This is a genomic window from Lacrimispora sanguinis, from assembly GCF_044987295.1.
Classification (GTDB): Bacteria; Bacillota; Clostridia; order Lachnospirales; family Lachnospiraceae; genus Lacrimispora; species Lacrimispora celerecrescens_B.
Genome location: NZ_CP173277.1, coordinates 666,899 through 693,361, shown reverse-complemented (window position 1 = coordinate 693,361; position 26,463 = coordinate 666,899). Strand labels below are relative to the sequence as shown.

Below are 26,463 nucleotides of genomic sequence, written 5' to 3'. Positions count from 1 at the left end.
ATATGAGGGTGATAGGTATGCAGGAAGATATTGTGCGGATGCAGAATATTATAAAGACATTCCCTGGTGTAAAAGCGCTTGACGATGTTTCGTTTTACTTGAAATCAGGAGAGGTTATGGCATTGCTGGGTGAAAATGGTGCGGGAAAATCAACGCTTGTTAAAATATTAAGCGGTGTCTATCCAAGAGATGGAGGGACCATCGAGGTATTCGGCGACAATATCCGGGAAATGACCACACAGAAGGCAAAGGACCTGGGAATAGCGATCATCCACCAGGAACTGAACATGTGTCAGCATTTGACCGTAGCGGAAAACATATTTCTGGGCCGGGAACGGACAAAGGGAATGATCCTCTCTGAAAAAGAGATGAACAAAGCGGCGGCCGAGATCTTAAGCCGAATGAATATAGAATTAGATCCGGAGGAACTGGTTGGCAATCTGGCAGTATCCAAGCAGCAGATGGTTGAGATCGCCAAGGCGCTTTCCATGAATGCCAGGGTTCTAATTATGGATGAGCCTACGTCAGCTCTGACATCAAAGGAAATCACGGATCTGTTCACCATTATTAAAAAGTTAAAAAAAGAAGGATGCGGAATTGTATACATATCCCACCGCCTGGAAGAACTGAAACATATTGTGGATCGGGTCACCATTATGAGAGACGGAAGATTTATCACATCCATGGATTTTGATCAGAAGCAGATGGATGAGATCATTTCCCACATGGTCGGCCGTGAAATAAAACAGAAATTTCCACGTGTCTCCTGTCCAAAAGGGAAGAAGATACTGGAGGTCCGTAATTTAAATGCCGGACATATGGTCCGCGACATCAATCTGGAACTCAATGAAGGCGAGATCGTCGGCATAGCCGGGTTAATGGGGGCTGGAAGGACAGAGACCACCAGGGCCATATTTGGAGCGGATCCAAAGGAATCCGGGCAGGTTTTCCTAGATGGGAAAGAAGTCATCATACATAAGGTAGAAGATTCCATAAAAGCAGGCATTGTACTGGCTCCGGAAGATAGGAAAAAGGATGGACTCTGTACGAAACTCAGTATACGGGATAACATTGCACTTCCCAATCTGGATATGTTATGCGGAAAGTTGGGAATCGTCAACAGGAAAAAAGAACGGGAAATGACGGAAAAAACTGTGGTTTCCTTAAAAATCAAGCTGCCGAACGCAGAAGTGGAAGCCGGAAGCTTATCCGGCGGCAACCAGCAAAAAGTGGTTGTAGGTAAATGGCTGGCAAGGAATTCACGGGTAGTGATTTTTGATGAACCAACCAGAGGCATTGACGTGGCGGCTAAAGTAGAGATCTATAACCTGATGAACGAATTAAAACAAAAGGGGATCGGCGTTTTATTCGTTTCATCGGAAATGCCGGAAGTCCTTGGCATCAGCGACCGGATCATAGTCATGTGTGACGGAAAAATTACAGGGGAAATGATGACAGCTGAGGCGACACAGGATCTGATCCTCAAATACGCGACTCAGTTTGAAAGCAAGATCAGTTAAGAAAAGGGCAAGGAGAGGTAGCATGAATAGTAAAAGTCAGAGTTGGTATAAAAGGCTGTTCGCCGTTCGCGGGATGGGGCAGGTAGTCACCGTAGGTTTTGGACTCATCGTCATGTGCATTGTATTTGGCATCATAAACCCTACATTCTTTTCCGGGAAAAATGTTGCAAATCTTTTGCGCCAGATTGCGCCGATCCTGTTAATCGGTATCGGACAGTCCTATGTATTGATCACCGGCAATATTGATTTGTCCATTGGTTCCGTTGTCGGCATGAGCTGTATGATATCTGCAACCATGATGACAAAAGGCATGAATCCATGGGTTGCGGTACTTCTTACCCTGATGTGCTGTCTGATCGTAGGAGTTGTCAACGGCTTACTGGTAGCCAAGTGCAAGCTTCCGCCCTTTATCGCAACCTTAGGCACCATGACAATTGCCAGGGGCGTTGCTCAGATCGTCAATAACAACTATAATACCGATGCAATCGGAGACAGAGCAAAGGTATTCCGGGATTTCTTCTATTATGGAAAGACCGCTGGAGTATATAACACAGTAATCATATCCATTGTTTTATGGCTGGTATTTAACTTCCTGTTAAGTAAAACAAGGACCGGGCGGCACATTTATGCAATCGGAAGCAATATAGAGGCCTCCAAGCTATCCGGGGTAAATATTGTCGCCACAACCACAAAGGCTTATCTGGTCAGCTCCTTCTGCTCCTGTGTTGTCGGATTAGTGATCTGTGCAACAAGCGGTATGGGAACCATGGATGCCGGCAATGCCTATGAAATGTATGCTGTGGCTGCTTCTGTAATCGGAGGAGTTTCTACCTTGGGAGGCCAGGGAATCCTTATCGGTACGGTAATCGGTGCTTCCATCTGGGGCGTGCTCCAGAATGGACTTCAGTTTGCAGGCGCTCCGGTTGCGATACGTAACATTGTTATCGGCGCCATTGTGGTAATCTCCGTATTGATTGATGTGATAGTAAGAAGCGGAAAGCTAGGAAAGAAAAGTAAGATAGAACCATAATGATGGTATTGGAGCCTGAGGCTTTGATATAGGCAGATTTTAAAATATCCAATTTTAAGGAGGAAAAGGTTTATGAAGCGGAAAGTATTGGCGGCTATTCTTTCTATGGGAGTGATTGCGTCTATGGCAGGCTGCAGCAGCGGGCAAAAGGAGGCAGCAGCAACGACTGGGGCAACAACAGTGGCTGCAACCGAAGCTGCGACCACAGCTGCAGAAACAGCAAAAGAGGCGGCTACCAGCGGAGGCTCACACAAGGTTTACCTGATTACCATGGATCAAATGGATCAGCACTGGGTAAACGTGGATGCAGGTGCCCAGAAGGCCGTAAAGGAGCTTGGAAATGTAGATTATAAATGGCTGGCTCCGGATGTAAAGGATGATGCAAAGCAGATCGAGTGCATCAACAATGCCGTAGCAGGAGGCGCACAGGCAATTTTACTTGCGGCTAACGGTCCTGATGCAGTGACTGCATCGTTACAGGAAGCAATGGATGCAGGAGTAAAAGTGGTATACGTAGACTCCGCAGCATCTCTGCCTGCAATTCAGACCCTTGCAACTGATAACAAAGCTGCTGGAAAAACTGCAGGTGATGAAATGATCAAAGCCTTAAAGGAAAAAGGAATCGAATCAGGCAAGATCGGTATCGTAAACGTAAACGCTGCAACCGCATCCACAGTAGCCAGAGAGGAAGGCTTCCGCTCCGCATTCGAGGGAACAAAGTTTGAGATTCTGGAAACTCAGTATGGAGAAGGCGATGCTGCAAGATCTAAGGATATTGCTGCAAACTATATCACTCAGGGCTGCGTAGGTATTTTCGGAGCCAATGAAGGCTCTACCGTTGGAGCAGGCAATGCCATTCAGGAAGCAGGCGAATCTGTAATCGGCGTAGGCTTTGATAAATCTGACATGATCCTTCAGCTGATCAAAGATGGCTATCTCCTTGCAACCATGGCTCAGAATCCAGATGTTATGGGATATGAAGGAATGAAGACAGCTGTTAATGCTCTGGAAGGTAAGGATACAGGAGACAAGAACGTAGATACAGGTGTTTCCGTTCTTACAAAAGACACATTAAAGTAAAATAGGTTATAAACGCTGACACATTTCATAAAAGGGAAAGAGCAGGGCCGGTACGCCGGTTCCTGCTCTGTTGGCATATTTTAACCTAGTTGTTCGAAAGCCGCCAGGCGAATTGAACTTCTTTATAATAATATAAGGACTGAGGTGTTACAATGCATATAATGGGATTTGATATTGGAGGAACAAAGTGTGCGGTGTTTCTTTGCCGCCTGGAGGACGATACGATTATATGGAAGGAACGGAAGGAAATAAAGACAACTTCAGACTGGAGAGAAGTGTTGGACACCTTATGCGATTACGGAGAACGGATGCTTGAAACCCATGAAGTCTGCCGTTTAGACTGTCGTATTGGAATATCCTGCGGAGGCCCTTTGAGTCCTGACCGTATGGTCATCTGTTCTCCGCCTAACCTGCCGGGATGGGTTTTGGTTCCCATTGTTTCTTATCTGTCAGATAAACTCCAGATGCCTGCCAGGATGTTAAACGACGCCGATGCCTGCGTCCTTGCCGAATGGAAATATGGGGCGGGTAAAGGATCTCTTCACATGATATTTCTCACCTTTGGCACCGGCCTTGGCGCAGGACTAATATTGAACGGGCGTTTATACACAGGGGCCTGCGGCATGGCGGGAGAAGTGGGGCACATCCGTCTTAAGGAGGACGGACCGGTGGGATATGGAAAGGCCGGGAGTCTGGAAGGATTTTGCAGCGGGGGCGGAATCCGTCAAATGGCGATAAGTAAAGCGAAGCAGATGGAAAAAGAGGGGAAAAGGGCATCCTATCAGACGGGAGAAATGGCAGAAATCAAGGCAAAGGATGTGGCAGAGGCAGCCAGGGCAGGCCATGAGGATGCCGCAGAATTATTAAAAGAGTCGGGAGCATATTTCGGAAGAGGACTGTCCATGCTTATTGATATCCTGAATCCGGAGGTGATCGTGGCCGGCAGTATATACGCAAGAACCCATGAATTTATGGAAACAGCCATGTGGGAGGAAATCCACAGGGAGGCTCTTGCCTCTTCCGCAGCCGCGTGCAGGATCGTACCAGCCCAGTTAGGGGAGCGAATAGGGGATTATGGAGCTGTCATGGCTGCTGTTTATGAATAGAGTAACTGTTTTTTTGAAAAGGAGTGACAACAGAAGAGGAACGTGATAAAATAACCCTTGCGCATCTTAAAAGAGCGACAATATTTTTGAACAGAGGATGGAAAAAAATGGAAACTGATATGACAAGAGGCAATCCGCTTCCGATCATTTTAAAATTCACACTTCCGCTTCTGATGGGTAATATCTTTCAGCAGCTCTATAACATGGCAGATACCATTATCGTAGGCCGTTTTGTAGGTCCGGATGCACTGGCAGCAGTTGGCTCCACCGGTACGATTATGTTCCTGGTTATAGGATTTTCCCAGGGTATGAGCACCGGGTTTACGGTCCTTACCAGCCAGCGGTTTGGCGCAGGGGATGAAAACGGTGCAAAGCGATCTGTGGCCAACGGGATTATCCTGTCATCTTTCGTTATTGTGCTTATGACAGTCATAAGTCTCTCTTTTATGAGAACACTTTTAAGGGTTATGAACACGCCCGGAAATATTTTCGAGGATGCTTACACCTACATTTCCATCATCTGCATGGGAATTGTTGCAAATGTATTTTACAATCTGTTTTCCTCCTATCTCCGTTCCGTAGGGAACAGCCGGATCCCCCTTTTGTTCCTGATGTTTTCTGCCTCCTTAAACGTGGTGCTGGATCTTATTTTTATTATTAATTTCAAAATGGGAGTGGCTGGAGCTGCCTGGGCAACGAATCTTTCTCAGGGGATATCTGCAATCCTTTGCATTTGCTATATCTATAAAAAGGTACCGGTTTTAACTCCAAAGAGGAATCACTGGAAGCTGAATGCATCGGATACAACGCGCCAGCTTTCCGTAGGAATTCCCATGGCTCTTCAGTTTGGAATCACTGCATCAGGAACTATCATCATGCAGTCCGCGGTTAACTTATTTGGTTCAGCCGCAGTAGCAGCTTATACGGCCGCGAATAAGTTTCAGGGTTTGGTTTTACAGGGAATGGTCGCCATGGGTCAGACAATGGCTACGTATTCGGGTCAGAATTACGGGAAGGGAGACATCGGAAGGATCCGCCATGGTGTCAGGCTTGTACTGTGGACAGAGGTCGTTTATTCCATTCTTTCTTCTGTTATCGTTTGCTTAGTACTCCCATATGCATTAAGGTTGTTTTTCTCGGGTGATGTGGATATAACAGAAATGCTTCCATGGGCGAAAACCTATATCTATTTATGTGCTGTTTTCTATATTCCGCTTGGATTCATTTTTATATTCAGAAATACGATGCAGGGGTGCGGCTATGGTCTTCTTCCCATGCTGGGAGGAGTCGTAGAGCTTGCGGCCAGGCTGATAACTGCGGGATTTGCGATCCGTCTTTTAAGCTTTCCTTTAGCTTGTGCCTGCGATCCGGCGGCCTGGTTAAGCGCCGGGGTGTTCACGACACTTTCATATGTCTATATAATGAAGAAGGTGGAAAAAAGCAGGGAAAACAAAGGACTTGTCTGATCTTTTAAATTTCTTAATTTATTATTGATTTATAGTATAATATTTAGTATATTATGTAATAGATTATCTTAGGCGATATGTGAAAGGAGAATCATGATGATAAAAGTAGCTGTTGACGCCATGGGCGGCGACTATGCACCGGTGGAGATGGTGGCCGGAGCCGTAGAGGCGGTAAACGCGAATAAAGAAGTCCAGGTTCTCTTAGTAGGGCAGGAGCATATTGTATCAGAAGAACTGAAGAAGCATACGTTTCAAAAGGATCAGATACAGATTGTGAATGCATCAGAGGTAATCGAGACGGATGAACCTCCGGTTAACGCCATACGAAAGAAGAAAGATTCTTCCATCGTTGTGGGAATGAATCTGGTAAAACAAAAGGAGGCGGATGCTTTTGTATCGGCTGGCAGTTCAGGCGCTATACTGGTTGGCGGACAGGTGATTGTCGGACGGATAAGAGGGGTGGAACGACCACCGCTTGCTCCGCTTATCCCGACGGAAAAAGGCGTTTCCCTGCTGATTGACTGCGGAGCCAATGTGGATGCAAGACCGTCCCATTTGGTACAGTTTGCCAGGATGGGATCCCTTTACATGGAGCATGTAGTGGGAATAAAGAATCCAAGAGTGGCTATCGTTAATATCGGCGCAGAAGAGGAAAAGGGAAATGCGCTTGTAAAAGAAACCTTTCCACTGTTAAAGGAGTGCAAGGATATCCATTTTACCGGAAGCATTGAAGCCAGGGAGATTCCGCATGGCGGTGCAGATGTCATTGTTTGCGAGGCATTTGTAGGCAATGTAATCCTGAAGCTTTACGAAGGAGTAGGAGCGACCTTAATCGATAAGGTAAAACGCGGTATGATGGGAAGTTTAAGGAGCAAAATCGGAGCTCTGCTTGTAAAACCTGCTTTGAAGGAAAGCCTGAAATCATTTGATGCATCTCAGCACGGCGGGGCACCGCTTCTGGGACTGAATGGCTTGGTTGTAAAAACCCATGGGAATTCAAAGGCAACAGAAGTGAAGAACTCCATACTTCAATGCGTAACCTTCAAAGAACAGGGAATTAATGATAAGATAAGAGAAAGTCTTAAAAAGAATGATGAAAGTCAAGAATAGGAGAGAGGAAGGAAAAGAAATGGAATTTGAGAAGTTACAAAACATAATTGCAGAGGTGTTAAATATTGAGCCGGATGAGGTGACCATGAACTCCACATTTGTGGATGACCTTGGTGCTGACTCCCTTGATGTGTTCCAGATCATTATGGGCATTGAGGAGGAATTTGATATTGAGATTCCAACGGAAGTGGCAGAAAACATCGTAAGTGTCAGTGACGCAGTAGAACAGATCAAGAATGCTTTAAATTAATAGATGTGGGTGCTGCCGGGGACTTTTTAGTCTGTCCGCAGCACCTTCTTTCATAATGAGAAGAGGTGTAAGATGAGCAGGAATTTAAAAGAACTGGAGGAGCGTATCGGCTACCGTTTTTCGGACAAGAATCTCATGACACAGGCCATGACACACAGCTCCTATGCCAATGAGCACCGGTTAAATAAGCTGGAATGCAACGAGCGACTGGAATTTTTGGGAGACTCTGTACTGGAAGTGATTTCCAGTGACTGCCTGTATCACAAGTATCCGGAAAATCCGGAGGGGGATTTGACAAAGATACGTGCCAGCATTGTCTGTGAACCGACTCTTGCCTATTGTGCAGAGGATATCAGGCTTGGAGAATACCTGCTTTTGGGCAGGGGGGAAGAAGCCACCGGGGGCAGAGGGCGTGCGTCGATCGTATCTGATGCTATGGAAGCGCTGATTGGGGCCATTTATCTGGACGGTGGTTTTGCTAATGCAAAAGAGTTTATCCTTCGTTTCATCATGAATGATCTGGAACATAAACAGCTCTTTTATGATAGCAAGACTATCTTGCAGGAGATTGTACAGAGTAAGACGGACGAGCCTTTAAGCTATGAGCTATTACGGGAAGAGGGACCGGATCATAACAAGGTATTTGAGTCTCAGGTCCTTATAGGCAAGGAAGTAATTGGCCAGGGGACAGGACGGACGAAAAAGGCGGCAGAGCAGGTAGCTGCCTATCATGGGATCCTCAGCCTAAAGAATACGGAAACACCCTGCGGGTATACCTCTATGTCCAAAGAGCATGGACAATAATAAGGAAACACCCTTCGGGTATCCCTCTATGTCCAAAAAGCATGGACAATAATAAGGAAACACCCTGCGGGTATACCTCTATGTCCAAAGAGCATGGACAATAATAAGGAAAAGAAAGGGCAGGCCCTGTAAAGCCTGTCGGCGTGAAATATGTATTTAAAAAGTATTGAAATCCAGGGTTTTAAATCTTTTGCCAATAAGATCGTCTTTGAATTTCATAACGGAATCACCGGCATCGTAGGCCCTAACGGCAGCGGCAAGAGCAATGTTGCCGATGCCGTGCGTTGGGTGCTTGGAGAGCAGAAGGTTAAACAGCTTCGAAGCTCCAACATGCAGGACGTGATTTTCTCCGGAACAGAACTGAGAAAGCCTCAGGGCTTTGCTTACGTTGCCATTACCCTTGATAATTCCGATCACCATCTGGCCATTGATTACGATCAGGTAACCGTATCGCGTAGGGTTTACCGTTCCGGCGAAAGCGAGTACATGATCAATGGCAGCGCCTGTCGTCTAAAGGATATTTATGAATTGTTCTATGATACCGGAATTGGTAAGGAAGGCTATTCCATTATCGGACAGGGACAGATTGATAAGATTCTAAGCGGAAAGCCTGAGGAGCGCAGGGAACTGTTTGATGAAGCCGCCGGTATTGTTAAATTTAAACGGCGTAAACTCATCGCCCAGAAGAAACTAGACGATGAAAAACAAAACCTCATCCGTGTCAATGACATTCTCACAGAGCTTGAAAAGCAGGTAGGCCCCCTTGCAAGGCAATCAGAGGCTGCTAAGGAATATCTTCGTTTAAAGGAAGATTTAAAAAAGTATGATGTGAACCAGTTCCTGATGGAGACTGAAGGAATCCAGAAACAGATGAAGGAAATCCAGGAAAAGGAAACCATTGTATCTCATGATCTGGATGATGCAAAGCAGACATCAGAGGGCATCCGGGAAGAATATGATGTTCTGGATACATATTTGGCGGAGCTGGAGGAGGCCATCAGCAGCGCCAGGAATGAGAATAATAAATCCAACATGGAGACTGGAAGCCTGGAAGGCCGGATCAATGTATTAAAAGAACAGATTAATACGGAACAGATGAATGCGGAGCACATTGCCGGTCGCATGAGAGCAATCCATGCTGAAATGCAGATGAAAATGGATCAGGCAGCCACTTATGAGGAAGAACGTTCCCTGATTGCAGACCAAGTGAAAGCCGCAGTAAAAGAACTGAAAGAAGCGGAAGAAGTTCTGCATTCAGAAGATGAAGCCATCCGCCTTTTGGAACAGCAGATTGAGGAAGGAAAGAGCGGGATCATTGATATCCTCAATGAAAAAGCTTCCCTGACTGCAAAGCAGCAGCGATATGAAACCATGCTGGAACAGGTGAATGTGCGCCGTTCTGAGGTTTGCCAGAAGCTTTTAAAATTTAAAAGCGATGAATCTGAGCAGGATGAACAGCTGGAAACTCTTCAAACCGAAGCGGATGAGATAGAAACAAGAATCGCGGAAGGGCAGGAAGCCCAGGCGTTTTGTGAGAACCGGGTGGAGGAACTGACGGGCGAGGTCAAAAGGCTTAACAAGAACCTAAATGACAAACAGCAGGAATATCACACCAGTTATACAAAGCTGGAATCTCTCAGAAACATTGCAGAACGGTACGAGGGCTATGGCGGCAGCATCCGTCGCGTGATGGAGGTAAGAGACCGGATTCACGGCATTCACGGGGTTGTTGCGGATTTAATCACAGTTCCGAAAAAATATGAAATTGCCATTGAGACTGCTCTTGGCGGAAGCATCCAGAATATTGTTACCGATTCCGAAGCAACAGCCAAGCAGCTCATTGAATACTTGAAGAAAAACCGGTATGGAAGGGCAACCTTTCTTCCCTTAACCAGTATGGGAAACAGGGATTCCTTCCGCCAGGATAAGGCTCTTACAGAGCCGGGGGTATTGGGGCTTGCAAATACTCTGGTGGATACGGATGACCGGTATAAAGGTCTTTTAAATCATCTTCTGGGCCGTGTCGTTGTGGTTGATACCATTGACCATGCCATCGCCCTTGCGAAGAAATACCAGTATTCTTTCAGGATCGTAACACTGGAAGGAGAACTTTTAAGCGTCGGCGGTTCCATGACAGGTGGTGCTTTTAAGAATACCAGCAATCTGTTAGGCCGTAAGCGTGAAATGGAAGAACTGGAAGAAATCTGCTCCAAGGCCCTTTCCGATGTCGAGCGGTTAGAAAAAGAACTGGTGATGAACGAGGGACTCCTTGGGGAAAGCAGGGAAGAACTGGAAAAGATCCGGGCAGAAAAACAGCAGCTTTATTTAAAACAAAATACGGTTAAAATAAATATACGCCGGATTGAAGATAAAAAAGAAGAAATCAAGGAATCCTACGGTGACCTGGAGAGGGAAAACGGCCAGCTTGAGGTGCAGATACGAGAAATCAGTGCCAGCCAGCAGGAGCTTCTTACATCCGTTGATAAGTTGGAAATACAGAATCAGGATACGGTCGGAGAGCTGGAACGTTTAAATGGCCGGCTTGAAACTGCCAGGACAGACCGGGAACAGCACTCCAAAGACTTATCGTCAGTCCAGCTGAAAACCTCAGGTTTAAAGCAGAAGGATGATTTTGAACTGGAAAATATCAGGCGTGTGAAAGAAGAGATTCATCGTCTGGAGGAAGAGCTTTCCGGACTTTCAAACGGTACCAATGGGTCTAATTCCATTATTGAAGAGAAACAAAAAGAAATTGAGGTATTAAAAGGCAGGATCGAGGAAAAAAAGGTATACTCAGAAGAACTGGAAGGCATCATAAATGAGAAGTCCGTACAAAAAGAAACCAGTTCAAAGGAGCAGAAAGAATTGTTCCGAAAACGAGAAGAGCTTACGGGAAGGATCAGCCTTTTGGATAAAGAACTGTTCCGTCTGCAAAGCCAGAAGGAAAAGCTGGATGAGTGGATGGAGAACCATGTCAATTACATGTGGAATGAATATGAATTAACTTTTTCCACTGCAAAGGATTTGAAGAACCAGGAATGGACGTCACTCCCTGAGATTAAACGTATGATCCAGTCCTTAAAAGAGGAGATCCGGAAGCTTGGCAATGTCAATGTCAATGCCATTGAGGATTACAAAGAGGTATCAGAGCGCTATGAATTCATGAAGACCCAGCACGATGATCTGGTGGCCGCAGAGGGCACCCTGCTAAAGATTATCGATGAACTGGATACTGGAATGAGAAAACAATTCGAGGAAAAGTTCCGTGAAATACGACAGGAGTTTGATAAGGTGTTTAAGGAGCTTTTCGGAGGAGGAAGGGGTACATTAGAGCTGGTAGAGGATGAGGATATCCTGGAAGCAGGAATTCAAATCATATCCCAGCCGCCTGGCAAGAAGCTTCAGAATATGATGCAGCTTTCCGGTGGAGAAAAGGCATTGACAGCGATTGCACTGCTGTTTGCCATCCAGAACTTAAAGCCCTCTCCATTCTGCCTTCTTGACGAGATCGAAGCAGCCCTTGATGATTCCAACGTGGACCGTTTTGCAAAATACCTGCATAAACTGACAAAATATACTCAGTTTATTGTTATTACACACAGACGTGGTACCATGTTATCCGCAGACCGTCTATATGGTATTACCATGCAGGAGAAGGGCGTTTCAACGCTAGTATCTGTAAACCTGATTGAAGAAGATTTAGAAAGTTAAGGAGGCCGACTATGGGTGAGAAAAAGGGATTCTTTGGAAAGCTGGTCGCTGGGCTGCAGAAGACAAGGGACAACATCATCTCGGGCGTAGATTCCATATTCAGCGGTTTTTCAGCCATTGATGATGAGTTTTATGAGGAAATTGAAGAGATCCTGATTATGGGGGATCTGGGTATCCAGACCACCATGTCGATTATGGAGGATTTGAGAAAGAAAGTAAAGGAACAAAACATCAAGGATCCCATGGAATGCAAACAGCTACTCATGGACAGCATCATGGAACAGATGGATCTGGGAGAAAATGCCTATGAATTTGAAAAACAGCGGTCCGTTCTTTTGATCATCGGCGTAAATGGAGTGGGAAAAACCACATCAGTTGGAAAGCTGGCCGGGCAGATGAAGGATGACGGAAAGAAGGTGATCGTTGCTGCGGCAGATACGTTCCGTGCGGCTGCTATCGAGCAGCTAAGCGAATGGGCCAAAAGGGCCGGTGTGGACATCATCGCACAGCAGGAAGGTTCCGATCCTGCGGCAGTTGTTTATGATGCGGTAGCAGCGGCAAAATCCAGGCATGCGGATCTTTTGATCTGTGATACCGCAGGCCGTCTGCATAACAAGAAAAACCTGATGGAAGAACTTAAAAAGATCAATCGAATCATTGATAAGGAATACCCAGAGGCTTACCGGGAAACCCTGGTAGTGCTGGATGGGACCACTGGACAGAATGCACTTGTCCAGGCGAAGCAATTCATGGAAGTTGCGGATATTACCGGAATTATCCTTACAAAGCTTGACGGAACCGCAAAAGGGGGCATTGCGGTCGCTATACAGTCAGAACTTGGAATTCCTGTAAAATATATTGGGGTAGGAGAGAAACTTGATGACCTGCAGAAATTCAATGCAAAAGAATTTGTAAGTGCATTGTTTCACGTTGAAGAGAAAGAAGAGGCGTAAAGTATGTTGACATTGGAAAAGTTTGAAGAAGCATCGGAAGCCGTTAGCAAAGTTATCCTGGAAACAAAACTGATCTACAGTGAATATTTCTCCACCCAGACCGGTAATAAGGTATATTTCAAGCCGGAAAATATGCAGTATACCGGTGCTTATAAGGTAAGAGGGGCTTATTATAAAATCAGCACCCTGTCTGAAGAAGAAAAATCCAAAGGTCTTATAGCTGCCTCTGCAGGTAATCATGCCCAAGGCGTTGCCTATGCGGCGAAGCTGGCCGGCATTCCGGCGACCATCGTAATGCCTACCACGGCGCCATTAATGAAAGTAAACCGTACCAAAGGCTATGGAGCGGAGGTCATATTAGAAGGCGACGTTTTTGATGAGGCTTGTAATTATGCCTACAAGCTTGCGGAAGAACGGGGACTTACCTTTATTCATGCTTTTGATGACTTGGACGTAGCGGCCGGACAGGGAACCATTGCCATGGAGATCATCAAGGAACTTCCTACGGTTGATTATATCCTGGTTCCCATCGGAGGAGGCGGCCTATGTACAGGAGTTTCTACTCTTGCCAAGATGTTAAACCCCAAGATCAAGATTATCGGCGTGGAACCGTCAGGTGCCAACTGTATGCAGGAATCCTTACGACAGGGGAAGGTAGTTTCCCTTCCAGGAGTCAACACGATTGCAGACGGAACTGCTGTAAAATGCCCGGGAGAAAAGCTCTTCCCCTACATCGAGAAAAATGTGGATGAAGTCATTACCATAGAAGATTCCGAACTGATCGTGGCATTCCTTGACATGGTTGAGAACCATAAGATGATCGTGGAGAATTCAGGGCTTCTGACTGTTGCGGCTTTAAAGCACATGAACGTGGACAATAAAAAAATTGTTTCTATCTTAAGCGGGGGAAACATGGATGTGATCACCATGGCTTCCATCGTCCAACTGGGACTGATGCAGAGAGACCGTATCTTTACGGTATCTGTTCTGCTTCCGGATAAGCCAGGAGAACTTGCAAAGATATCTGCACTTCTTGCAAAAGAACAGGGTAATGTTATCCGTCTGGACCACAACCAGTTTATCAGCATTAACCGGAATGCGGCAGTGGAACTTCGCATAACCATGGAAGCATTTGGAACGGAACATAAGAATACTATTATGGCAGCACTTACGGCTCAGGGTTACAGGCCTAAGCTGGTTAAATCAAAAGGAACTTATGCGGATTAAGATTCCATATATACAAAAAAAGCACGGGATTGTACCGCGCTTTTTTTGTATATAAAAAGTCAAAGCAATGCTTTCCGGATATAACTTTGAGAGCAGATGAGACCGGTGAAGCAATGTTATTAATTCTTTAAATACTTGATGCAACATAGGAAAACCATAACATAAACAACATACTTAAAAATTTCAAATAACTGCAGGAACATTGCGAAATAAGTAAACATGTGGCACCTCCTAATTATTTCTGTATTTATATTATATAACAGATGAATTGAAAATAATAGTAGGATAACCATTAAGACTATTTACAATTTACTAGATATTGGAAATTTAATATTGATAGCCGGCAGGACGTGTGATATTCTACTCATAAAGAATGATTATAGTAGAGAAGGGAGAATTTTTATTGGATATCTTTAATGTGGATAAATTGCCTGAACAGTATGTTTGGGATGACGAGATCGGTTTGGTTACAAAGTTGTTGGGGGATGCTGCAGGAAGTCAGAAGATCTATGTAAATATTGATTATGTTCCACCTAAAGCATACAGTACAAGATATCATAGTCATTCACAGCAGGAAGAGTTCTTTATGATCCTTTCCGGAACGGGAATTTTGCGCTTAAACGGAGAGGAGAAAACCGTTAAACAAGGAGATTTTATAGCAAAGCCGGCAGGGAAAAATATTGCCCACACATTCTATAATTCCAGTGACGAGGTATTGACAATCTTGGACATTGGAACAAATCAAAATGAAGATACCTGCTATTATCCTGATGATGATATGTATATGCAAAAATCTTATGAAATGAGACGGATTTTTAAAGGATCAGATTTAAATACTTCATGGCTCCCAGAGCCGAATCCAAAAGAGTAAGATTTTATAATGTAATTATTAATATTAAAACTATCAATAGAAAGTTGGTAGTTTTTTAATTGCCAGAATGAGAATAACTTAATATTGATCGTTGACACAGCATCTTGAATTATAAAATAAAAAGATGAATTTTACGGGGGAGTTTAGAGATGGCTAAGGCAGTTTTTTTTGATTTGTTTTTTACATTAATATATCCCTGTTATTTAATTGAAAATGAATATGATGTCATAGGTATATTATCATCTGAATGGGAAAGTTATGCTGAAAATAATATACTATATGATGAAAGGGCAAAGGGAAAGATAAGGAACGAACGTGAGATAATCGATAGAATTGTTAATATTATGCCATATAAGGTAACTGAGGAACAAAAACGAAAGATATTACTGAAACGTGAAGAACGAATGAAACGTGCACTATTATCAATTGATAATAAAGTACTTGAAGTTCTTGGCAGAATTCGTGAAAAAGGTATCAAGATAGGCCTTATAAGTAATGCTGATATAATTGATATAAAATATTGGAATGATTCTCCAATGTCTACATTTTTCGATTCGGTTATATTTTCATGTGATGTCGGAATATTGAAGCCTGAAACAGAAATTTATCAATTGGTTATGAAAAGTTTAAATGTCAAGCCAGAGGAAAGTATTTTTATTGGTGATGGTGGATCAAATGAATTGTTTGGGGCTCGAAGAGCGGGTATGAAAACAATTTTTAGCGAATATTTAGATTGTAAATCAAATATTCAAAAAGAAATGATTATTAATTATACAGATTATCATATTGAGAGTTTTGATGATATATTGAAATACATAGATTAATAAGGTCCAGGCCCACCAATTAAGATGGTGCAGTAATCAGGAAAAAAGATAATATTTTTAGCCAGATCCAAAATCAGTACCGGAAAACCACTTTCCGGTACTGTTGAATTTATATCATGTGTTACAATAATGACCCGGTTGCTCAGCCCGATGTGATTGGCCTGTAATTAACGGGTTCTTCTATTACGTGGTCATAACGGTATGCTGAAAAAACAAGCCCAAGAAGTAACATATTGAGGAGTATACTTAACTGCCCCTCCGAAATCAGGGGTAGATTGGGGAAAAGTGCATATTGATAACCAAAGTTTCCCAAGAGGTAAAATACTCCCTGCCAAAGCAGGCATTGGCCACAGCTAAAAGCAAGAGATGAAGCCAGATTCCCATGGATCCGTCTAATGTATGAAAAAAGGATCCAGTAAAACAGACCGATAGCCCCTATCAGAACCAACCCAGGAAGCCATCCAAACAGGAAGATACATACTGCAATCAAGTAATTATTATGATAGTGCTGAGGAAGAATATCCCAGAGTGTCACGTCATCTGCCTGGTAATGGATATATCGGGGATCGCCACCCTGATTTTCAATTGTTTCCACGTTATCCTGAAATTCCTGCTGTTGTTTGTCGGTATGAATCCCTGTGGCGTCTATACCAATTTGCCATGGATCACGGGAAGCAAAATACCATGCACCAGTACCGTAATCCATCATTTCCTCCGCGGACAGCTCAAGACTGCGGGTAAGAGGCGTTCTTGAAAGCAATTCCTGAATCAATATACCATTGTATGTATCATCCCAGGTGGTGCGAATCGCGGACTGCGGAGATAGAAATGCTACTGTTTTTTCTCGGCCGGATGGTGTTAAAAAAAGCGGACTTCCGAGAAGAACGAGAAATGCCAGTGTACCGGAATAAAGAAGTTTTTTCTTACCGGAAAAAATCCCACGGTGAATCATAAAACACACAGTTCCAAGTATACTCAGTAGAAAAATGGCTCCTGAAGTATCGCTGAAATGATACGGGCCAAATGTATACATGAGAAGCATCCATACACCTGCACACCCAAGAGCGGCTGCCAGGAATTTCTTTCTGTTATGGCGGGAACAATACAGCAGCACTGTAATCACTGGAACTAATAGTAATGTTGCAAAATAGGAAGTACTGACAATCCCAATCCGTCTTCCGCTGACTTCTGTCAGGAAAAATATCACGATTTGAGCCAGATACAACAGGCATATTAATGATGCCAATATCTTTCTGTGCCGGATTAAAAAGGGATACCCCTTTAATGCTGTAAACACAAGCAAAATCCCTCCTGGAATATAGTAAAGAAAGCCATTTGACATCTGCTCCGGTGTCCATTGAAAAAAGCAGGAGAGAACAAAGCCTACTAGTAGCAGCAAAGCGGTAATGAAGGCAAGTCTAGGAGATTTTTGAATCTTGTGGGCCTCATTCAGCTCGGTACCGATGGCAATTGGATCCCCCATGCCACGAAGAGCCTTATGTTCCGCATCATCATGAGAAAGTCCCTGTGATTCATAATCCTCAATCCGGTCATTAATATGTGATTCCAGCTCTTGATGGATGGAGGGACGTAACGGTTTATAAGAAATCTGTTCTGTTACCTCTTCCAGAAAGTGGGAGACTGCAGAATCAGAGATTTTTTTATTCAAATAGAACACCTCCCATCACCTGGTTGACGGCAGTCTGGTAGACCTTCCACTCTTTTGATTTTTCATCCAGCATCTTCTGCCCATGAGAAGTAATTGCATAATATTTGCGGCTGCGGCCGTTTTCTGCAGTCTGATGATAACTGGTGACTGCTCCCTGTTGTTCCAGGGTGTGCAGAATTGGGTAGAGTGTGCCTTCCTGAAGCTGAAATACATTCTGGCTTTGCTGTTCCAGTATACGTATTATCTGGTATCCATACATGCTTTGTTCTTTCAAAAGCTTCAGCACCAGCATAGAAGTGCTGAGAGCCATATAGCGTTTGTCCATAGGATTTCCCCTTTCTCAGTATTTGTGATTTTCATAACACAATACCTAGATAATCTAAGTATAGTAATTATTATACCTAGACAATCTAAGTATGTCAAGCCGTTAAAAATGAATGAAACCGGAATAAAAATTAAAGCAGTCAGAAGGTAGTCCCTTCAGACATGCCCGGGACAGGCATTTGAATACAGAAAAGAGGAAAGACCAGAAAATGATCTTTCCCCATAATTGCGTATCTTATTTAAAACATTTTCATGAATGATTATAATTGCGTACAGTTGCATAGCCTTGGAAGACAATACTGGGGCATCGTTATTTCCCATCATCTGTAAACGGATAGGTGACTCGATTTTCGTGTTCTCTCGGCGATATGCCCGTAACCTTTTTAAATACCTTGCTGAAATAGTAAGGATTATCAAAGCCCAGTTTATCAGAGATTTCATACATCAAGTACTGGTGGGTATCGATAAGCTCCATGGCATGCTGGATCTTAACCTGGGCAATATAATCTGATAGGGTAGTCCCAGTCAGTTTTTTAAAAGTATTACTTAAATGCCCGGAGCTTATGTTTAAAGCTTCGGCAACATCGGCCAGGGTCAGCTTTTCCATGTAGTGTTCCTTGATGTAGCTTCTGGCCAGATCCACAAGCTTGTCGGAACGGGTGGATTTCCGGTCCTCTAAAAGGCGGCACAGCTTCTGGCAGAAGCTTCTCAGCCATTCCAGAATATCCTCCAGGCTGTTAAAATGATTCAGCTGCTCGGCAATGTTAATGGTATAAGGAAAGATCTCCTGATAGCTGTCATCCCCTGTTTCAAAAAATGAATAGAGATAGGTGTAGATGTTGATGCATGCGCTGGTTGCCTGTTCCTTACGTGGCCTGTTTTCCCGGAACAGGGTGATGATTTCTTCAAAGATGGAAGCAAGCTTCTCACTGTCGTTCTGGCTTATATAAGCAGCCAGATCTTTTTTAAATACGTTAATATTGAATTTTTTTGCCTGGCTGAAATGGGTGTTCTGTCCCTCATAAAAAACCACTTGGGATGAAGAATCGAAGTAGTAATATTCCAGTGCTGTCAAGGCTTCTGAGAATGCCTGGGGGAGTTCCAAAATCTTTTCTTTTGTCTTGCTGACACCGTAGACGGCAGAGAGCTCAAAGTAAGTTTTTAAAGCAACGCTGAATTTCTGACAGAATTCCCTTATCACATTTTGGGAAAAGGCTCCTTCTTTAAAGGAGGCTGTAAGGAGATAAGTATCCTGCCGGTATTCAAGGATTGTGTAATGAAAGAAAAACCTTGCTGCAATTCCGCCAAGTATATCAATTAACTGCCTGCTGACGGAATGCAGGTCAAAGTTTTCCCCGCTTGCATCAAAGTCTATGTGGGTAGGGCTTAAGGAAAACAGGATGACAAAAGGAGCCGGATACTGCTCCTCCAATTCTTCAGGGATATCAGAATCTGTCTCCTGGGAAAGAAAAAGACGGCGGAACGCTGCCTTTGCCAGGTCCTCTTGATTATTCTTTAGCTGGCTGTCCATAAGGCGGTGCTGCTTATTGACTAGCAGGTCACAGGCCTCCTTGGCCCGTTCCAAAGCGTTTACAAGAGCTTCTTCATTCAGATCGATTTTCACCAGATAGTCGGAGGCACCCAGAGAAAGGGCCTTTTTCACCAGATGGAATTCTTCTAAGTTTGTTAATACGATAAAAGAAAAGTCACAGCCGTTTTCCTTGCATTTTTCCACCAGATCCAGCCCGCTGAGCACGGGCATCCGGATATCTGTAATAACGATATCCGGATGAAGATCCATGATCATCTCAAATGCGGAAGGGCCGTTGGTTGCCTTTCCTATAATAGTGCACTCATAGTTTTCCCATATAATCAGGGAAGCGATGCCGGCTAGAATAAGCGGCTCATCGTCTATAATAATAATTCGATACATGCTGTCTTTATACCCCTTTGTCAGCCCTTCTTAAAATTCCAAAGGAAGGGCAATGGTAATTAATGTGTATTGGTCTAATTCGCTTTCAAGCTTTAATCCGTATTCTTCTCCGTAAACCAGCTTTAATCTCCGGTCTACGTTTGGAAGCCCGATTCCGCTCATATTGCTTCTTGTGATGCGGGAAGTATCTGTTAACAGCGTTTCAATGCCTTCTGGAGAAATGCCGATGCCATTGTCCCTTATTGTAATATAAAGGACACTGTTTTCAGCAAAAACGTGTATCTGTATCAGCCCGTTTCGTCCGCTTGGCTCGATTCCGTTAAAGATGGCGTTTTCCACAATAGGCTGAAGGGTCAGCTTCACGATTTTGGCATCGTATAAAACTTCCTGATCAACCTCTGTGGTCACATCAAAAAGTTCAATATATCGGATTTTCTCTATAATAACATAATTTTGTAAAAAATCCAATTCTTGACGAAGAGTTACTTTTTCGTTGAATCCCTTTGCCATGTTCTTTAACAGAGAGGACAGAGCAGTGACTACCTGTACGATCCCGCTGTTTTTCTGCATGGTTGCGATCCATTTGATAGAATCCAGAGTGTTGTAAAGAAAATGAGGATTAATCTGGGCTTGAAGCATTTTGATTTCCAAATCCTTTTTTTCTTTTTCGCTTTGAACCCTGGTTTCCAAAAGATCGGAAATTCGGTCAGACATTTGGTTAATCTGCTTTCCTATGCTTCCGATTTCATCATCTGTTTCAATGGAACGGTCCGGTTCGAAATTTCCCATGGAGATGAATTCCAGACGTTTTTTCAAACGGCTGATAGGAGCACTTAGCTGGCGGGATATAAACCAGGACAAGGTTAAGCCGATGGTACAGCAGAAAAAGAATATGAGAGCAATGGTACCCCCAATCATGCCATGGTCAAGGTTAAGGTCTGAAATTGGCAGGATCTGAAAGAAGATCAGACCGCTGATTAATTGCCTCTGATAGGAGATGATACAATCCTTTCCATTCAGCAAAGTGCGGAAATTGCCCTGGGGGTCTTTTAAGTTTCTAAGAGTGACCAGCAGATCAGAGACATCATAATCCTTTCCATTCACAGAAGAAATGATACTTCCATCTAAAGTGGACGCAAAGATGATCTGTCCATCTCCCATGCTTTCCAGGGTATCGGAAAACAGGCGGGGAGAAATAGCCAGAAATATCCAGGCATCCTCCGGATTGCTGCTTGAGGAATATTTTAATGGTCTAAGAAGAGGGAGCAGCTTAGGGGTGTAATTCATTGGAGAAAAAGGGTTGTCCTCCAGGGAGAGAAGATACTGGGTATTCTCTCTGGAAAGCATATCAAGGAACCAGGGCGCATTTTGGATGTCTCTAAAATCGAAAGAGGAGCCGTAGGCGCTCCCTGCTTGCAGGATTTCTCCGTTGCTATAAAGAGTGATCTTATAGATATATTTGCTGTAACCTGAAATTGCGCAGAAGTCCCTTAGTACATTGGAAGCGTATAGCTTAATATAAGCAGCATCTCCGTATTCCGACTGTTTTAAGGAAGGTGTGTAAAATAAAGACTTTCTTTCTGAACAGGTTACAATGATGTTGACCATTTCCTCGTAAGCAACTTCCATCCGGTCGGACAGAATCTGTATGCGGTTAACAGAATTTTCCGTTTCATTTTGAATAGCATCCTTATAATAGGAGTGATAGTTATAAAAGCTTACTGCACAGGCGATACTTATAACTACAAGAAGATTATATAGAAGAAGCTTATACTGAAATGTGCGGGGCATGACAGAGTTCCTTTCTGAATCATTGTTTCTTTATAAATTTAATCATATCATATCCTTTATTACGCAGAAATTCAACGAATATAAAAATTAATCTTAAAATAGTATAAAAATCTAAATAAAATATATGTTTGAGATCATGAAATACGTTGATGAGTAAAAAAAATAATAGAATTATGCAAATCGTTTATTCCGATAAGGCTTTAAATCTGTTATTCTTATACCACAAAGAACACATACGCGCGTAGTTCTAAAAAAAGGGAGGTTTCAATCTAATGAAATTAAAACGAGTTTTAGCTATGATGTTAGCAGCCGGTATGGTTTGCACATCTTTAACTGCTTGTGGTGGTAGCAAAACAGCAGAGACCAGTGCTGCAGGTTCAACTGAAAAGACAGAAACAACAAAATCAGATGAAAAAGCAACGAGCACAGGAGAAAAGAAAGTTCTTTCCGTTACTACATGGGACTATGATACATCACCTACATTCCAGACTGTAGTTGATGCCTACATGGCAAAACATCCAGATGTTGAAATTAATGTTATAGATACATCAGCTGATGAATACAACAATTCCCTGGGAATAAGCTTATCTGCAGCTCAGCCGGATCCAGACGTAATCTGGGTAAAGGACATGGGTTCCATGCTCCAGATGGCAGATAAAAAACAGCTTCTTCCTTTGGATGATTTCATGAAGAAAGATAATTTTGATTTATCCATTTATAATGGTGCAGCAGAGCAGCTTCAGTATAACGGAGCTACCTACGGACTTCCATACCGTTCCGACTGGTATATCTTATACTACAATAAGGACCTTTTTGATGCAGCAGGCGTTCCTTATCCATCAAATGATATGACCTGGGATGAGTATAATGATCTTGCAGCTAAGCTGACCTCTGGTGAAGGCAGTTCAAAGGTTTATGGCGGACATAACCACACCTGGCAGGCACTTGTATCAAACTGGGCTGTTCAGGATGGCAAGCACACCGTTGTTGAAAAGGATTATTCCTTCTTAAAGCCATGGTATGAGCAAGCTCTTGCATTACAGGATAATGGTTATATTCAGGATTTCTCTACTTTAAAGACAGCAAATATCCATTATTCATCAGTATTCAAAAATCAGCAGTGTGCTATGATGCCAATGGGTTCCTGGTTTATCGCAACTATGATCCAGTCTCAGGCATCAGATGAAACTTCCTTTAACTGGGGCATTGCAAGGATTCCTCATCCTGCTGATACAGAAGCCGGTTACACAGTAGGAGCTCTCACTCCTGTCGGAATCAGTGCTTACACTGATGAGCCTGACTTATCCTGGGATTTTGTAAAGTTTGCAACCAGCGAAGAAGCAGCTAACATTTTAGCTGAACAGGGCGTATTTACCGGTATCCAGACAGAAGAGTCATTAAAGACCATTGCTTCTGCACAGTTCTTCCCAGAGGGAGATTCAAATGTTGAAGCACTGACTTATACTCACTATATATTTGACCGTCCTTTAGATCCAAAGATTACTGAAATCAAAACTGTGCTTGAAGAAGTTCATGAAATGATCATGATTAAGCAGTATACCGTTGATCAGGGAATCGAAGAACTGAACAAGCGTGTTGCGGAGATCAAGGGCTGGTAAAAATTTGATTGCCCGGAGAGCGCCTTTTCAAATATTATGGCAAGGCGCTCTTTTTGTGGCAAAAAGCAGGTGAAAAGGAGGTTAACCCTGTATGAAAGAAGTAAAAAAGACGATAAAGTCTCATCAAATGAAGGCAATCCGAAGTAACCTGATTGGTTATTCCTTTATTCTACCCAATTTAATCGGATATGCAATTTTTGTATTCATTCCCGTTATCTTTTCTTTTGTTTTAAGTGTTATGAAATGGGATGGTTCCCGGGCTCCCATGGAATTCGTAGGATTAAGTAATTTTGTTCAGATTTTTAATGATAGGATTTTTGTTCAATCCTTTATTCACACGATTCAATACGCACTGCTCACTGTATTACCAACCTTAGTGCTGGCACTTTTACTGGCAGTTCTGTTGAACCATAAGTTAAAGGGGATCGCAGTTTTCCGTACAGCATTGTATTTCCCTTATATTGCTTCCATCGTAGCAGTTGGTGCGGTGTGGAATATGCTGTTCCAGCCGGACTTTGGACCAATCAATGAATTTCTTAGATTTATTGGCATTTCCAAACCCCCCAGGTGGGTTGTGGATGTGAAATGGGCCATGGTAGCTATTTCTATCGTAAGCGTATGGAAATACATGGGATACTATATGATCGTGTATCTGGCAGCTCTTCAGGGAATCTCAGGCTCTCTTTATGAAGCGGCAGGAATTGACGGAGCCAACGGCTTCCAGAAGCTTCGTTATATTACCATTCCCATGCTGACTCCAACCACATTCTTCGTTCTGATCATGCTGACGATCCAATGCTTCAAGGTATTTGACCTTGTATACGTAATGACAGGTGGAGGTCCTGGTAATGCAACTAAGACTCTGGTTAATTATATATACGAAAAGGCATTTACAAGCTGGGAGTTTGGACCGGCAAGTGCTGGCGCGCTTGTTCTGTTTTCAGTAGTGCTTATTGTCACCCTGATTCAGTTTGCTGGTGAAAAGAAGTGGTCTAAAGATTTGATGTAAGGAGGGAAAGCGATGAGAACAAAATCAAAGAGTTTGAACATATTTCTATATTTGGGATTGATTGCTTTATCCCTTTTTATGCTGGTGCCCTTTTATTGGATGGTAATTTCTTCTTTAAAGCTTAATAAAGACGTATTTTCCATACCTATGACATGGTGGCCAGAAACGGTGCATTTGGAGAACTACAAAATCATCTGGAAGAAGCTGCCTCTTGTGACCTTCTTTTTCAATACCGCCAAGCTGACGGTCATTACGACCGTAATCCAGCTGTTCACCAGCTGCTTTGCTGCTTACGGTTTTACAAAGACACGTTTTAAAGGCAGAGATTTAATCTTCCTTATGTATGTTACGACCATAGCCGTTCCATGGCAGGTTTACATGGTTCCCCAGTTTATTCTGGTTTCCAAGCTTGGACTTAACGATACTCATTTAGGATTGATCCTGATGCAGGCCTTTTCCGCATTCGGTGTATTTTTAATCCGACAGTTTTATATCAGCATTCCTGACGAATTGTGTGAAGCAGCCAGGATTGATGGATTAAACGAGTACGGTATATTTGCTAAAATCGTATTCCCACTTGGCAAGCCGGCAATGGCAACCCTGACTATCTTTACCTTTACGAATGTATGGAATGATTTTATGGGACCATTGATCTATTTAAAGACAAAAGAATTAAAGACTATTCAGCTTGGTATCCGTATGTTTATATCTCAGTTTGGAGCTGATTATGCATGGATCATGGCAGCCTCTGTGTGCTCATTGATCCCGGTTATCATTGTATTCTTAAGCTGCCAGAAGTTCTTTGTTGAGGGCGTTGCAGCCAGCGGAATCAAGGGCTAAGCGGAAAGGAAACACCCTACGGGTATACCTTTTTATGTCCAAAAAGATGGACTTAGGTGGAAACACCCTACGGGTATACCTTTATGTCCAAAAAGATGGACAATAGGTGGAAAGGAGAGGCATATGGCACAAACATTGGAACAAATAAAAACCTATCCTGGAATGGAAGAGGGTATGGTTCAAAAAGCTCTTGATGATGCGGTAAAGATCGTCAAAGAGAACCTATCGGTATTTACGGATAAATTCCAGTCTTCCAACAGTTTTGACGAATTTTATGAAGCGACAGAAAATGTAGAATGGACAACAGGATTCTGGACAGGAGTGATCTGGCTGGCTTATGAGCATACCGGCGATGAAGCGTTCCGGAAAGCGGCAGAAGTGCAGGTAGAAAGCTTTCTTGACAGAATAGAGAATAAAATTGATGTAAATCATCATGATATGGGATTTTTATTCAGCTTATCCTGTGTGGCAGCCTATAAGCTGACCGGCAATGAGCACGCAAAAAAAGCGGCTTTATTGGCAGCGGACCATTTGGCGGAACGTTACCGGGAGAAAGGGAAATTCCTTCAGGCCTGGGGAAATCCTGGGGAACCGAAGGAATACAGACTGATCATTGACTGTCTGTTAAATCTTCCCCTGCTTTACTGGGCAACAGAAGTGACGGGAGATCCTTCTTATGAAGAAAAGGCGGAAAATCATATCAGAACTGCTATGAAATGCATTCTTCGTCCTGATCATTCCACTTACCATACTCATTTCTTTGACGTAGAGACCGGGGAACCGACCTATGGCGTAACCCATCAGGGAAACCGCAATGGCTCCGCATGGGCCAGAGGCCAGGCTTGGGGCATATATGGAATCGCCTTAAGCTACCGGTATTTAAAAAATACAGAATACATGGATTTATTCTGCTGGGTAACGGATTATTTTATCGAACACCTGCCGGAAGATCTTGTGCCTTACTGGGATTTTGACTTTGACACGGGAAGCACGGAGCCGAGAGATTCCTCTGCTTCTGCCATTGCTGTCTGCGGAATCTTAGAAATGGCAAAATATTTGGAAAAAGATAAAGCTAAGGTATATTTAGATGCTGCTGACCGTATGCTAAGGGCACTGGTGGATCATTGTGCCAACAAGGATTACAAAAAATCCAACGGACTGCTGCTTCATGGCACCTACGCCAGGGATTCCAAGGAGAATACCTGTACGAACCGTGGCGTGGATGAGTGCAATACCTGGGGCGATTATTTTTACATGGAGGCTCTTACCAGGCTTTCAAAGGATTGGGAGCTGTACTGGTAGGAACTGTGGAAGAATAAGGAGAAA

General features: G+C 43.4%; 21 protein-coding genes. 17 read left to right on the top strand and 4 right to left on the bottom strand.

The features are described from left to right. Positions 1-17 precede the first annotated feature (17 nt). The 13 genes from ACHZES_RS03265 (at position 18) to ACHZES_RS03205 (ending at position 15,952) form a co-directional block, all read left to right on the top strand. On the top strand, positions 18-1,520 hold the full coding sequence (locus ACHZES_RS03265) for a sugar ABC transporter ATP-binding protein (RefSeq protein WP_038281857.1): 1,503 nt from the start codon (positions 18-20) through the stop codon (positions 1,518-1,520). A gap of 22 nt (positions 1,521-1,542) precedes the next feature. After that, positions 1,543-2,550 carry an ABC transporter permease gene (locus ACHZES_RS03260; RefSeq protein ID WP_038281860.1) on the top strand — a complete coding sequence of 336 codons (1,008 nt, stop codon included), beginning with the start codon at positions 1,543-1,545 and terminating at the stop codon, positions 2,548-2,550. Between the two features lie 72 nt (positions 2,551-2,622). Then, entirely contained in the window at positions 2,623-3,630 is a 1,008-nt protein-coding gene (locus ACHZES_RS03255) for an ABC transporter substrate-binding protein (RefSeq protein WP_038281863.1), read from the top strand. A gap of 152 nt (positions 3,631-3,782) precedes the next feature. After that, complete coding sequence (locus ACHZES_RS03250; RefSeq protein ID WP_395547919.1) at positions 3,783-4,736, top strand: ROK family protein; 954 nt, start codon at positions 3,783-3,785, stop codon at positions 4,734-4,736. Positions 4,737-4,843: 107 nt separating this feature from the next. After that, positions 4,844-6,202 carry an MATE family efflux transporter gene (locus ACHZES_RS03245; RefSeq protein WP_038281866.1) on the top strand — a complete coding sequence of 453 codons (1,359 nt, stop codon included), beginning with the start codon at positions 4,844-4,846 and terminating at the stop codon, positions 6,200-6,202. 96 nt (positions 6,203-6,298) lie between these two features. Next, positions 6,299-7,312 (top strand): phosphate acyltransferase PlsX, encoded by a 1,014-nt coding sequence (gene plsX, locus ACHZES_RS03240; RefSeq protein WP_154521235.1) that lies wholly within the window; start codon positions 6,299-6,301, stop codon positions 7,310-7,312. Between the two features lie 19 nt (positions 7,313-7,331). Beyond that, a complete protein-coding gene (acpP, locus tag ACHZES_RS03235; RefSeq protein WP_013272586.1) occupies positions 7,332-7,562 on the top strand; it encodes an acyl carrier protein in 231 nt (76 codons plus the stop codon). A 72-nt stretch (positions 7,563-7,634) separates the two neighbouring features. Continuing rightward, complete coding sequence (rnc, locus tag ACHZES_RS03230; RefSeq protein WP_051835207.1) at positions 7,635-8,366, top strand: ribonuclease III; 732 nt, start codon at positions 7,635-7,637, stop codon at positions 8,364-8,366. 150 nt (positions 8,367-8,516) lie between these two features. Beyond that, positions 8,517-12,077 (top strand): chromosome segregation protein SMC, encoded by a 3,561-nt coding sequence (gene smc / locus ACHZES_RS03225; protein ID WP_038281872.1) that lies wholly within the window; start codon positions 8,517-8,519, stop codon positions 12,075-12,077. An 11-nt stretch (positions 12,078-12,088) separates the two neighbouring features. Continuing rightward, complete coding sequence (gene ftsY / locus ACHZES_RS03220; RefSeq protein ID WP_154520579.1) at positions 12,089-13,030, top strand: signal recognition particle-docking protein FtsY; 942 nt, start codon at positions 12,089-12,091, stop codon at positions 13,028-13,030. Positions 13,031-13,033: 3 nt separating this feature from the next. Then, positions 13,034-14,257 (top strand): threonine ammonia-lyase, encoded by a 1,224-nt coding sequence (gene ilvA / locus ACHZES_RS03215; protein ID WP_089992307.1) that lies wholly within the window; start codon positions 13,034-13,036, stop codon positions 14,255-14,257. A gap of 373 nt (positions 14,258-14,630) precedes the next feature. Next, positions 14,631-15,128, top strand: a complete 498-nt coding sequence (locus tag ACHZES_RS03210) for a cupin domain-containing protein (protein ID WP_395547920.1) — start codon at positions 14,631-14,633, stop codon at positions 15,126-15,128. Positions 15,129-15,277: 149 nt separating this feature from the next. After that, entirely contained in the window at positions 15,278-15,952 is a 675-nt protein-coding gene (locus ACHZES_RS03205) for an HAD family hydrolase (RefSeq protein WP_395547921.1), read from the top strand. Positions 15,953-16,094: 142 nt separating this feature from the next. Here ACHZES_RS03205 and ACHZES_RS03200 read toward each other — a convergent pair whose 3' ends face one another. The 4 genes from ACHZES_RS03200 to ACHZES_RS03185 all read right to left on the bottom strand — a co-directional run bounded on the left by ACHZES_RS03200 (position 16,095) and on the right by ACHZES_RS03185 (position 21,669). Beyond that, positions 16,095-17,630 (bottom strand): permease prefix domain 1-containing protein, encoded by a 1,536-nt coding sequence (locus tag ACHZES_RS03200; RefSeq protein ID WP_404820322.1) that lies wholly within the window; start codon positions 17,628-17,630, stop codon positions 16,095-16,097. Continuing rightward, the gene (locus ACHZES_RS03195) at positions 17,614-17,946 is read right to left on the bottom strand and encodes a PadR family transcriptional regulator (RefSeq protein WP_395547923.1); all 333 of its coding nucleotides are present in this window, start codon (positions 17,944-17,946) and stop codon (positions 17,614-17,616) included. The genes ACHZES_RS03200 and ACHZES_RS03195 overlap by 17 nt, the downstream gene beginning before the upstream one ends. Before the next feature lie 309 nt (positions 17,947-18,255). After that, positions 18,256-19,878, bottom strand: a complete 1,623-nt coding sequence (locus ACHZES_RS03190; RefSeq protein WP_038281888.1) for an AraC family transcriptional regulator — start codon at positions 19,876-19,878, stop codon at positions 18,256-18,258. A 30-nt stretch (positions 19,879-19,908) separates the two neighbouring features. Continuing rightward, entirely contained in the window at positions 19,909-21,669 is a 1,761-nt protein-coding gene (locus ACHZES_RS03185; RefSeq protein WP_154520584.1) for a sensor histidine kinase, read from the bottom strand. 272 nt (positions 21,670-21,941) lie between these two features. On the opposite strand from ACHZES_RS03185, the gene ACHZES_RS03180 reads away from it, so the two are divergent. The 4 genes from ACHZES_RS03180 (at position 21,942) to ACHZES_RS03165 (ending at position 26,439) form a co-directional block, all read left to right on the top strand. Further along, positions 21,942-23,288: a sugar ABC transporter substrate-binding protein gene (locus ACHZES_RS03180; protein ID WP_038281892.1), complete on the top strand. Its 1,347-nt coding sequence runs from the start codon at positions 21,942-21,944 to the stop codon at positions 23,286-23,288. A gap of 91 nt (positions 23,289-23,379) precedes the next feature. Continuing rightward, positions 23,380-24,297 (top strand): carbohydrate ABC transporter permease, encoded by a 918-nt coding sequence (locus ACHZES_RS03175; protein ID WP_038281895.1) that lies wholly within the window; start codon positions 23,380-23,382, stop codon positions 24,295-24,297. Positions 24,298-24,309: 12 nt separating this feature from the next. Next, positions 24,310-25,137 (top strand): carbohydrate ABC transporter permease, encoded by an 828-nt coding sequence (locus tag ACHZES_RS03170; RefSeq protein ID WP_038281897.1) that lies wholly within the window; start codon positions 24,310-24,312, stop codon positions 25,135-25,137. A 123-nt stretch (positions 25,138-25,260) separates the two neighbouring features. Further along, the gene (locus ACHZES_RS03165; protein ID WP_038281900.1) at positions 25,261-26,439 is read left to right on the top strand and encodes a glycoside hydrolase family 88 protein; all 1,179 of its coding nucleotides are present in this window, start codon (positions 25,261-25,263) and stop codon (positions 26,437-26,439) included. The last annotated feature ends 24 nt before the right edge of the window (positions 26,440-26,463 follow it).

What these genes read in the sequence shown, in the direction of transcription:
- ACHZES_RS03265 (WP_038281857.1), top strand. Translation starts at nt 18, where the DNA reads ATGCAGGAAGATATTGTGCGGATGCAGAATATTATAAAGACATTCCCT.
- ACHZES_RS03260 (WP_038281860.1), top strand. Translation starts at nt 1,543, where the DNA reads ATGAATAGTAAAAGTCAGAGTTGGTATAAAAGGCTGTTCGCCGTTCGC.
- ACHZES_RS03255 (WP_038281863.1), top strand. Translation starts at nt 2,623, where the DNA reads ATGAAGCGGAAAGTATTGGCGGCTATTCTTTCTATGGGAGTGATTGCG.
- ACHZES_RS03250 (WP_395547919.1), top strand. Translation starts at nt 3,783, where the DNA reads ATGCATATAATGGGATTTGATATTGGAGGAACAAAGTGTGCGGTGTTT.
- ACHZES_RS03245 (WP_038281866.1), top strand. Translation starts at nt 4,844, where the DNA reads ATGGAAACTGATATGACAAGAGGCAATCCGCTTCCGATCATTTTAAAA.
- plsX (WP_154521235.1), top strand. Translation starts at nt 6,299, where the DNA reads ATGATAAAAGTAGCTGTTGACGCCATGGGCGGCGACTATGCACCGGTG.
- acpP (WP_013272586.1), top strand. Translation starts at nt 7,332, where the DNA reads ATGGAATTTGAGAAGTTACAAAACATAATTGCAGAGGTGTTAAATATT.
- rnc (WP_051835207.1), top strand. Translation starts at nt 7,635, where the DNA reads ATGAGCAGGAATTTAAAAGAACTGGAGGAGCGTATCGGCTACCGTTTT.
- smc (WP_038281872.1), top strand. Translation starts at nt 8,517, where the DNA reads ATGTATTTAAAAAGTATTGAAATCCAGGGTTTTAAATCTTTTGCCAAT.
- ftsY (WP_154520579.1), top strand. Translation starts at nt 12,089, where the DNA reads ATGGGTGAGAAAAAGGGATTCTTTGGAAAGCTGGTCGCTGGGCTGCAG.
- ilvA (WP_089992307.1), top strand. Translation starts at nt 13,034, where the DNA reads ATGTTGACATTGGAAAAGTTTGAAGAAGCATCGGAAGCCGTTAGCAAA.
- ACHZES_RS03210 (WP_395547920.1), top strand. Translation starts at nt 14,631, where the DNA reads ATGATTATAGTAGAGAAGGGAGAATTTTTATTGGATATCTTTAATGTG.
- ACHZES_RS03205 (WP_395547921.1), top strand. Translation starts at nt 15,278, where the DNA reads ATGGCTAAGGCAGTTTTTTTTGATTTGTTTTTTACATTAATATATCCC.
- ACHZES_RS03195 (WP_395547923.1), bottom strand. Translation starts at nt 17,946, where the DNA reads ATGGACAAACGCTATATGGCTCTCAGCACTTCTATGCTGGTGCTGAAG.
- ACHZES_RS03190 (WP_038281888.1), bottom strand. Translation starts at nt 19,878, where the DNA reads ATGTATCGAATTATTATTATAGACGATGAGCCGCTTATTCTAGCCGGC.
- ACHZES_RS03185 (WP_154520584.1), bottom strand. Translation starts at nt 21,669, where the DNA reads ATGCCCCGCACATTTCAGTATAAGCTTCTTCTATATAATCTTCTTGTA.
- ACHZES_RS03180 (WP_038281892.1), top strand. Translation starts at nt 21,942, where the DNA reads ATGAAATTAAAACGAGTTTTAGCTATGATGTTAGCAGCCGGTATGGTT.
- ACHZES_RS03175 (WP_038281895.1), top strand. Translation starts at nt 23,380, where the DNA reads ATGAAAGAAGTAAAAAAGACGATAAAGTCTCATCAAATGAAGGCAATC.
- ACHZES_RS03170 (WP_038281897.1), top strand. Translation starts at nt 24,310, where the DNA reads ATGAGAACAAAATCAAAGAGTTTGAACATATTTCTATATTTGGGATTG.
- ACHZES_RS03165 (WP_038281900.1), top strand. Translation starts at nt 25,261, where the DNA reads ATGGCACAAACATTGGAACAAATAAAAACCTATCCTGGAATGGAAGAG.